The organism is Sphingorhabdus sp., assembly GCF_029865925.1.
In the GTDB taxonomy this organism is placed as follows: Bacteria; Pseudomonadota; Alphaproteobacteria; order Sphingomonadales; family Sphingomonadaceae; genus Sphingorhabdus_B.
In genome coordinates this window covers 1-7,906 of the sequence record NZ_JARXAI010000001.1, presented here as the reverse complement: position 1 = coordinate 7,906, position 7,906 = coordinate 1, and the positions used below count along the sequence as shown (strand labels likewise).

Sequence of the window (7,906 nt, the reverse complement as noted above, 5' to 3'; positions counted from 1 at the left end):
GCTTTCTACATGGCGACTGGCTTCCATGGCTTCCACGTAATTATCGGAACCATCTTCCTCGCCGTCTGCCTTGGACGTACCTACAAGGGCCATTTCACGCCTCAGCAGCATTTCGGGTTTGAGGCCGCCGCGTGGTATTGGCATTTTGTCGATGTCGTCTGGCTTTTCCTCTTCATCACCATTTACATCTGGGGTGGCTGGGGCGCACCAGTGCACGCATAAATGACCAACAAACAATCCACGGAAGGGCAGCCCAGCATCGCTAAGGCTGCCCTTTTTGGTCTCTGCCCCCAATGCGGTAGCAAGACCCTTTTCGCTGGATTGGGCCAGTTCGCGGACCGATGCGAAAATTGTGGGTTAGATTATAGCAGCTTCAACGTTGGCGATGGGCCTGCCGCCTTGCTCGTTATGGTCATAGGCGCGTTGATCATTGTACTTGCCTTGATCGTGGATGCCGCATTTCGCCCGCCCTTTTGGGTGCATGTGGTGATTTGGGTTCCTTTCACTGCGGCATTAACGGTGCTCTTTTTACGCATGGCCAAGGCTGCGTTGTTAGCGGCAGAGCATCGCAACCGCGCCAAAGAGGCTGGTAAGGATGATCTGTCATGACACGCTGGCTGATTATCCCGACATTCTTCGTTACGCTGGCGGTTGCGACGATGGTTGCGCTGGGTTTTTGGCAGCTTCAACGCAAAGCTGAAAACGAAATGCTGTTGCGATATGTTTCCGCCAACAGCGCAAAGCTAGCCATAGCTTACCCAAAGCAGGGGCCGGTGAGCGTCAATGCATTGCACCGTAAATCATCGTTGAATTGTCTGCGTGTTTCAAAATGGCGTGAAGATTCGGGCAGCGATACGCTGGGCAAAACAGGCACGCGCTATCTTGCCGAGTGCGTTACTGACGCAGAAGGGCCAGGAGCGTTAATTGTTGCAGGCATCTCCGCGCGACCGAACCAAAAGGTTGACTGGAATGGCGGACTGGTAAGCGGGGTCATCACGACGGAGCCTGACCGGCAATCATTGATTGCGAAGCTGTTTGCCAAGCCTGCTACCTTGCGTCCCATGCTGGTGCTGCAGCAAGGCGTCGGCGGCCTGCGTACGGCCGAACCACCGTCGTTGGACAAAATCAAGCGTAAGATCTCCAACAACGGCTTCTATGCTATTCAATGGTTTTTGTTCGCCTCCGCAGCGGCGATTATCTATACTCTCGCTTTGCGAAAGCGCGTCAGGGCATCCTGATTTTGCCGACGGATATTCTGTTTTACTGCGTCGCTGGCGTGGCGGTCATCTTGGTCGGGCTGGCCAAGGGTGGCTTTGCCGGACTTGGTGCGGCGGCCATGCCGTTGCTCGCTTTGGTCATGGACCCAGTGGCCGGGGCCGGAATGTTGTTGCCCATCCTTATGGTACAAGACGTCGTGAGTGTCTGGGCCTTCCGCCGCAGCTATGATCGGCGCACGCTTCTTCTGACCCTGCCCGGCGCGGCGATAGGTATCTTCTTGGCGTGGCTGCTCGCGTCGGTCATCAATGAAGATGCGGTGCGCGGCTTTGTCGGCGTTATCGCATTGGCCTTTGGCACTTATCGGTTGCTTCCCCTCATGGGGATGCAGATGAAGCTAACAGGGCCCGCGCCGGAGTGGATCGGAACCGTCATGGGCGGCGTGTCCGGCTTCACAAGCCAGATCGCCCATGCGGGCGGTCCTCCGTTCCAAATCTGGGCGCTGTCGCGCAACTTCCCGCATTTGGTATTTGTGGGGACTTCGTCGATATTCTTTACGATCATCAACTGGATGAAGGTGCCCGCATATGCGGCGCTGGGTCAGTTTAACCGGGAGAATATGACGCTTACGGCAGCTTTCCTGCCGCTTGCGATTTTAAGCACTTTTGCCGGAGTGCAGTTGGTCAAGCGCGTATCGCCTGAGCGATTCAACATCATAATCCAGCTTTTGATGGTGGTCATTGGTGCCGAACTGATTCGGCAAGCCATGTGGTAACTGCGCCCTATTTGGGCGACAGTACCATTAGCATTTGGCGGCCTTCCATGCGGGGATGCGCCTCAATTTTTGCAGTCTCAGTCGTATCCGCCTGAACGCGCTGCAGCAGTTGCATGCCCAATTGTTGGTGCGCCAATTCACGCCCGCGGAAGCGCAGCGTAATCTTGACCTTGTCACCCTCTTCAATGAACTCTGCGACCTTCTTCATCTTGACCATATAATCATGATCATCGATGTTTGGACGCATCTTGATTTCTTTGATTTCTTGGGTTTTCTGGCTCTTACGCGCCAAATTGGCCTTTTTCTGGGCCTCATATTTGAACTTGCCGATGTCCAGGAATTTGCAAACGGGGGGATCAGCGTTCGGGGAAACTTCCACCAGATCGAGCCCAACTTCCGCAGCTTGCGCTATCGCCTCGCGGGTATACATGACACCCAGATTCTCGCCGTCATCGTCAATGACTCGTACTTTTTCGACGGTGATGAGATTATTGTAGCGCGGACCGCTTTTAACAGGTGGGGTCATAGCGCGCCGGGTCGGCGGGATGGCGATAATCAATACTCCTTGTGATGTTCTGAAGCGCCGTTACAGCCAATTCGTTTACAGATAAAGGCTTTTAGCGGACCCAGGGCTGCTTTTACGAAGTGCGGCGTTGGACCACGTGGGGAATTTCGGTGCCGACGCGTCCCGATGCGGTTCAATCAGCGAGCGCCGTGAGGTCCCCAACAGTCAATAACTGTGGTAAGACGCGGGCCTCACCATTTTTGGGGAAATACAGATAAAGCGGTACACCCGAACGGCCATATTTCGCGAGAAAGCGAGTGATGTCGGGGTCGCGGCGCGTATAGTCCCCCACCATCGTGACAATGCCGCCCTTTGCCAGCGCATCAATGGCTTCCGCACTATCAATCGCAGCGCCTTCGTTCACTTTGCATGTGACACACCAATCGGCGGTGAAATATAAAAACACCGGCTTGCCTTCTGCCCGAAGCGACGCGAGCCGCGCTTCGTTGAATGGCAAATTGCCGTTTTTGGCGATGTGCGTAACCGGCACCATGGCTGCCTTGTCCATCGCGACGAAGGACACCAGCGCCACGCCTAATGCAGCGGCCAGCACCCATCGGGTTGGCCCGCCATTTTTCTGCCGCCGACCAATGTCAAACAGTGCCACTAAAAAGATCAAAGCCGCGATGGACGCAATGGCCAAGCCATTAAGTCCTGCGAGCTGGTAGAGCAGCCAAAGCAAGGCAAGCGTGGTCAGCGCCATGGGCACGGCCATCCATTGCCGGAAGCGCACCATCCACACGCCTGGCCGTGGCATGCGTTTGCGCAACGCCGGAATGAACGCAATCGCCAAAAAGGGCAAAGCAAGGCCAAAACCAAGCCCGGCAAATATTGGCATCGCCAAACCTGTTGGTAACAACAAGGCTGCGCCCATCGCTGCGGCCATGAAAGGCCCAGTGCAGGGCGTAGCCACGACCGCCGCCAGCACACCCGTCCAGAATGAGCCCGCGATACCACCCTTGCGCGTTAGCTTTTCACCAGCGCCGATGCCGCCAATATCGAAAAGACCAGCAAGATTTGCCGTGACGGACAGCATCAAAAACGCAAGTAACAGGACGACCGCGGGGTCCTGCAACTGGAATGCCCAACCCACTTCTTCGCCAGCCGCGCGCAAGCCAAGCATGATGCCGCCCAGAACAAGGCAGCTTAAAATAATCCCGATCGTGTACGCCACGGCATCGCGGCGGGCTTCGCCCTCATCCCCGCCCATCTTGGCCAAGCTCAGTGCCTTCAGCCCCAATATGGGAAAAACGCATGGCATGAGGTTGAGGAGCAAACCGCCCAACACGGAGAATATCAATATCCAGCCAAAGCCAAGCGCTGGCGGTTGCGCGTCTTGGGTTGCGCCATTGCCAAATACCGATACGCTGTCCCCACCTGTCGGAATGGCGCCGGGCGCAGCGCGCACCTGAAGCCCTTGCGCGTCGTTGAACCGTAATAGCCCGTCAATCGGCGCCGCGAACGGCTTTTTTACTTCTCCGCTGACGATAAGCCAATCGCCAGTGCGGCGCGCGCTTTGCGGGGCATTATACAAAAACAGATTTTCGCTTTCCGCGAAAAACCAAACGCGGCTTGCCGTTGCGCTGCGTGGATAGGGAATAGCAATGTCGATGCGTTTGCCGTTGATTGCATAGCGTGCCGTTCGGTCAAGCGGCACCGGCAAGTTGCTGCGCCATGCATCGAAACGGGTGCGGTCCGACGCCTGTATGTCCCCTGATCCAACGGTCATCGGCACCGAGAAAGTCGCGCCTTCGGGGACGCAAACCAGGTCGGAACAGGCCGACCAGCGGGCATTGACCTTCACATCCAGAGGCTGGCCGATTTTCATGCCCTCGGGGATTTTGAGGTCAATCAAAAAGGCGTGCTTTGCCTTGTAAATATGATTCATAAATCCGCTGACGACCAGAGTCTCGGGTACGGGGGCACGCAGCGGACCAGCGATCATGCCCGCTGGCAATTGCCATTCCAGTTCAAGCGGCGTTCCCGCGTCACCGGGATTAATCCAATAATCATGCCATCCCGCCTTTGGGTCCATGATGATCGCGACCGTCACTACGTCGCCTTCCGCCGGAGTGCGCGTTTCGACATCCATTGATGCGCGGACATTGAGGGCCGCCGAAGCCGGAACTTGCGCATGCGCAATTCCTGCAGTGCAGATGAGAGCGAGCAACATGCAGCTTAATCGCGCAAAAAGCGATCGTGCGCATTCGAGCATTGGAGAAAAAACAAGCGCGTGGTTCATGCGAATCTTATGCCATAATCGGATGTCTGTAGGACAGCGGATTATTCCGGAGCAGCTTGAATAAGTGGCCCGCCCATATTTGGCATCGCCTTTGCCTTTTTCCACCCACCATGCACATAATAACCGATCGACAGGACACAGGACGTCATCGCGGTAGCAACAAATGATCCCCAAATAGCATCTGCGCCAAAGCGGTCATGTAAACCAAAACCGATGCTGAAACGCACCAGAACTGCGCTGAATATAAGGATCAGGAGCGGGGCAAGTACGGCGCCATTCGCACGCACCGCAAAGGTCACGACAACGGACACGCCCATCAGGACGAATGTCCACCCGATGATGTGGTTTATGTGTATCGCAATGTCGATGGCGGGGCTGCCGCTTGGCAGGAAAAGGCTAAGCAGTGGCTGAGCGAACAGCGTCATCAGCACAATGAGTGCGCCCGACATGAGCAAATTGATACCAATCCCCGACCACACAATGCGTCCAACGCGGTCCCATTTGTTCCCGCCGATATTCTGGGCGACCATAGCGCTGACGGCGCTGCCCACGGCGACCGCTGGCATCTGCACATAACTCCAAAGCTGATTCATCACGCCAAATGCTGCAGTTGTATTCACGCCCTCACGATTGACGAGGCCAATCATCACCACGGCAGAGCCCGACATGATGATCATCGATAAGCCCATAGGCAGGCCCATACGCGCAATCGGTTTCAAGAACCGTGCATCTGGCCGAAGCCAATTTAGCTCATGCCCGCGCAGGCGGATGGTGAGGTCACTCGCATAGATTTGGCGCAACAAAAGCCCCAGGCTGATGACCCCGGCAAGGATGGTCGCAAGCGCCGACCCAGCGATTCCCATTGCGGGTATGGGGCCCCAGCCCAAGATAAAAATCGGGTTCAAGATAATGTCGAGAACCACGTTCAACACCGTATTCCAAAATGGCGTAACCGAATCCCCTACGCCGCGCAGTGATGACGCAACAAGCACCATCACGAAAGAGGCTGGCATCGAAAGGAAGATGACGCGCAAATATGCAAGGGCCAGCGGATAGACCGTTTCTGGTGTTGCCATCAGGCGCAGCATTTGGGGCGCAAAGATCCAGCCTGCTGCTGCCGTTACTAGGCCCGCCGCAAGGAAAATGCCGAACGCGGTGCCCATGATACGGCGGACAGATTCGACGTCGCGGCGGCCCATACTCTGGCCAATCAAAATTGTTGTTGCCATTGTGAAGCCGAACAGGGTGGAGAACATCAGAAACATGATGAGCCCCGCATTGGCGGAGGCCGCAAGCGCCTCTTCGCCCAAGAATCTGCCAATCCAAACCGAATTGACGGAGTGATTCAGCGATTGGAGTATGTTGACGCCAAGAGAAGGAAGCGCAAACACAAACAATGTTTTGGCCACCGGTCCTACGGTCAGGTCGCGTTGATGGGCGGGCGCATTCATGCCGTTTGCGCTGCGCCTAAACCGGGCAGCACCCAAGCTGCGATTTGCCCCTTACTCATCCCAATCTGGCCAGTGCGACTGTCAATCGTTCGGCTTCGGCGGCCTTCTCGGCATGATCCGCGCGCGCCTTTTCAACAGCTTCTGGTTTGGCCTTTTCAACAAATGCCGCATTAGACAGGCGCCCAGCCAGCGCGTCCCGTTCTTTGCGCGCCGCCTCGAGTGCCTTGGTTATACGGCTGCGTTCGGCGTCGAGGTCGATGACATCATCAAGGGCAAAGACCACCGTGTCTCCACCTACCACGATCTGTGCAACATTATTTGTGGCAACGGGTGCATAGACAAAGCTGTCAATACGGCCAAGCCGTGACAAGGCCGCTGCCTGCCGCGCGATGACGGACATTGTGGATACCTGTGGGTCTGCAATATTCGCGGTCAGGCGCGTTCCGGGCGGGATATTCAATTCGGCTTTGAACGAACGGGTTTTGCTGATCGTATCGATGACCCAGTTGATTTCTGCCACGGCATCGGCGTCAATCGTTGCGGTGGGTTCGGGCCACTGCGCGTGAATGATGTCATGCGCGCGTGGCTGCGCTGGGTCGGACATCGCATGCCATAATTCTTCGGTAATGAAAGGCATGAACGGATGTAGCATGACCAAAATTTGGTCGAGTGCCCATCCGGCAACTTCCCGTGCTTCGTCGGCGTCCGCGGTTGCCAGCGAAGGCTGGGGTTCTGCCCCGTCGTCGCCGGATTGCGCCTGAAGGATCGGTTTGAGCAGTTCCAGATACCAATCGCAAAATTGGTCGAAGACGAAATGATAAATGACATCCGCCATGCCGTCGAAACGGAATTCGGCAAAGGCCTTGTTCAATTTCTCCACTGTGCTGACAACTTCGCCAATGATCCAACGGTTGACGGCAAGCTCGGCCTTTGGTGCGCTGACGCTGCGTGATCCGCCGATGCCATTGGATTGCGCAAAGCGGGCGGCGTTCCAAAGCTTGGTCGCAAAATTGCGATACCCTGCAACGCGGCTTTCATCCATTTTGATGTCACGGCCTTGGCTTTCCATCGCCGCCATGAAGAAACGCAACGCGTCCGCGCCATATTGGTCAATCAGGCCCAACGGATCGACCGTATTACCTTTTGACTTGGACATCTTGCTGCCATCTGCCGCGCGGACAAGGCCGTGAAGGTACAGCGTCTTCCAAGGCACTTCTTCCATGAAGTGGATACCCTGCATCACCATACGCGCGTCCCAGAAGAACAGTATATCAGAGCCCGAAATCAGGACGTCGTTCGGGTAGTGGCGGTTGAGCATCGTATTTTGATCGGGCCAACCCAAGGTGCCAAAAGGCCAAAGTGCAGATGAAAACCATGTGTCGAGAACGTCAGGATCACGCGTCAATGCGACGCCTGCGCCCGCGAGTAGCTGCGCCGCCTCTTCAGTTTCCGCCACATAGAATGTGCCATCGGCGGCGAACCATGCAGGTATCTGGTGGCCCCACCATAATTGGCGCGAAACGCACCATGGCTGGATATTCTCCATCCAGTTGAAGTAGGTTTTCTCCCACGACTTCGGCACGATATCGAAACCGCCATTCGCCTTGCCCTTGCGGGCCGCCTCGATGGCTGGCTTGGCAAGCGTTTCGGCGTCGACA

Annotated in this window: 8 protein-coding genes; 4 read left to right on the top strand and 4 right to left on the bottom strand. The window is 56.2% G+C overall.

Annotation, left to right across the window (positions count from 1 at the left end; all coding sequences use genetic code 11):
• The 4 genes from QE270_RS00040 to QE270_RS00025 all read left to right on the top strand — a co-directional run.
• On the top strand, nt 1-222 hold a 222-nt coding region (locus QE270_RS00040), incomplete at its 5' end, for a cytochrome c oxidase subunit 3 (protein ID WP_300033579.1).
• A complete protein-coding gene (locus tag QE270_RS00035) occupies nt 223-609 on the top strand; it encodes a DUF983 domain-containing protein (protein ID WP_300033577.1) in 387 nt (128 codons plus the stop codon). It begins immediately after the preceding gene.
• Entirely contained in the window at nt 606-1,238 is a 633-nt protein-coding gene (locus QE270_RS00030) for an SURF1 family cytochrome oxidase biogenesis protein (protein WP_300033575.1), read from the top strand. Before QE270_RS00035 ends, QE270_RS00030 begins: the two co-directional genes overlap by 4 nt.
• Nucleotides 1,166-1,990, top strand: a complete 825-nt coding sequence (locus QE270_RS00025; protein WP_366142243.1) for a sulfite exporter TauE/SafE family protein — start codon at nt 1,166-1,168, stop codon at nt 1,988-1,990. Before QE270_RS00030 ends, QE270_RS00025 begins: the two co-directional genes overlap by 73 nt.
• A gap of 7 nt (nt 1,991-1,997) precedes the next feature.
• Here QE270_RS00025 and infC read toward each other — a convergent pair whose 3' ends face one another.
• The 4 genes from infC to QE270_RS00005 all read right to left on the bottom strand — a co-directional run.
• The gene (gene infC, locus QE270_RS00020) at nt 1,998-2,516 is read right to left on the bottom strand and encodes a translation initiation factor IF-3 (RefSeq protein WP_125231149.1); all 519 of its coding nucleotides are present in this window, start codon (nt 2,514-2,516) and stop codon (nt 1,998-2,000) included.
• 172 nt (nt 2,517-2,688) lie between these two features.
• Complete coding sequence (locus tag QE270_RS00015) at nt 2,689-4,728, bottom strand: thioredoxin family protein (protein WP_300033572.1); 2,040 nt, start codon at nt 4,726-4,728, stop codon at nt 2,689-2,691.
• Between the two features lie 110 nt (nt 4,729-4,838).
• Complete coding sequence (locus QE270_RS00010) at nt 4,839-6,248, bottom strand: MATE family efflux transporter (protein ID WP_300033570.1); 1,410 nt, start codon at nt 6,246-6,248, stop codon at nt 4,839-4,841.
• Between the two features lie 55 nt (nt 6,249-6,303).
• On the bottom strand, nt 6,304-7,906 hold a 1,603-nt coding region (locus QE270_RS00005), incomplete at its 5' end, for a class I tRNA ligase family protein (protein WP_300033568.1).

Bases quoted from the DNA above. Each gene is read 5' to 3' on its own strand.
- infC (WP_125231149.1), bottom strand. From the start codon at position 2,516: ATGACCCCACCTGTTAAAAGCGGTCCGCGCTACAATAATCTCATCACC.
- QE270_RS00035 (WP_300033577.1), top strand. From the start codon at position 223: ATGACCAACAAACAATCCACGGAAGGGCAGCCCAGCATCGCTAAGGCT.
- QE270_RS00030 (WP_300033575.1), top strand. From the start codon at position 606: ATGACACGCTGGCTGATTATCCCGACATTCTTCGTTACGCTGGCGGTT.
- QE270_RS00025 (WP_366142243.1), top strand. From the start codon at position 1,166: ATGGTTTTTGTTCGCCTCCGCAGCGGCGATTATCTATACTCTCGCTTT.
- QE270_RS00010 (WP_300033570.1), bottom strand. From the start codon at position 6,248: ATGAATGCGCCCGCCCATCAACGCGACCTGACCGTAGGACCGGTGGCC.
- QE270_RS00015 (WP_300033572.1), bottom strand. From the start codon at position 4,728: ATGTTGCTCGCTCTCATCTGCACTGCAGGAATTGCGCATGCGCAAGTT.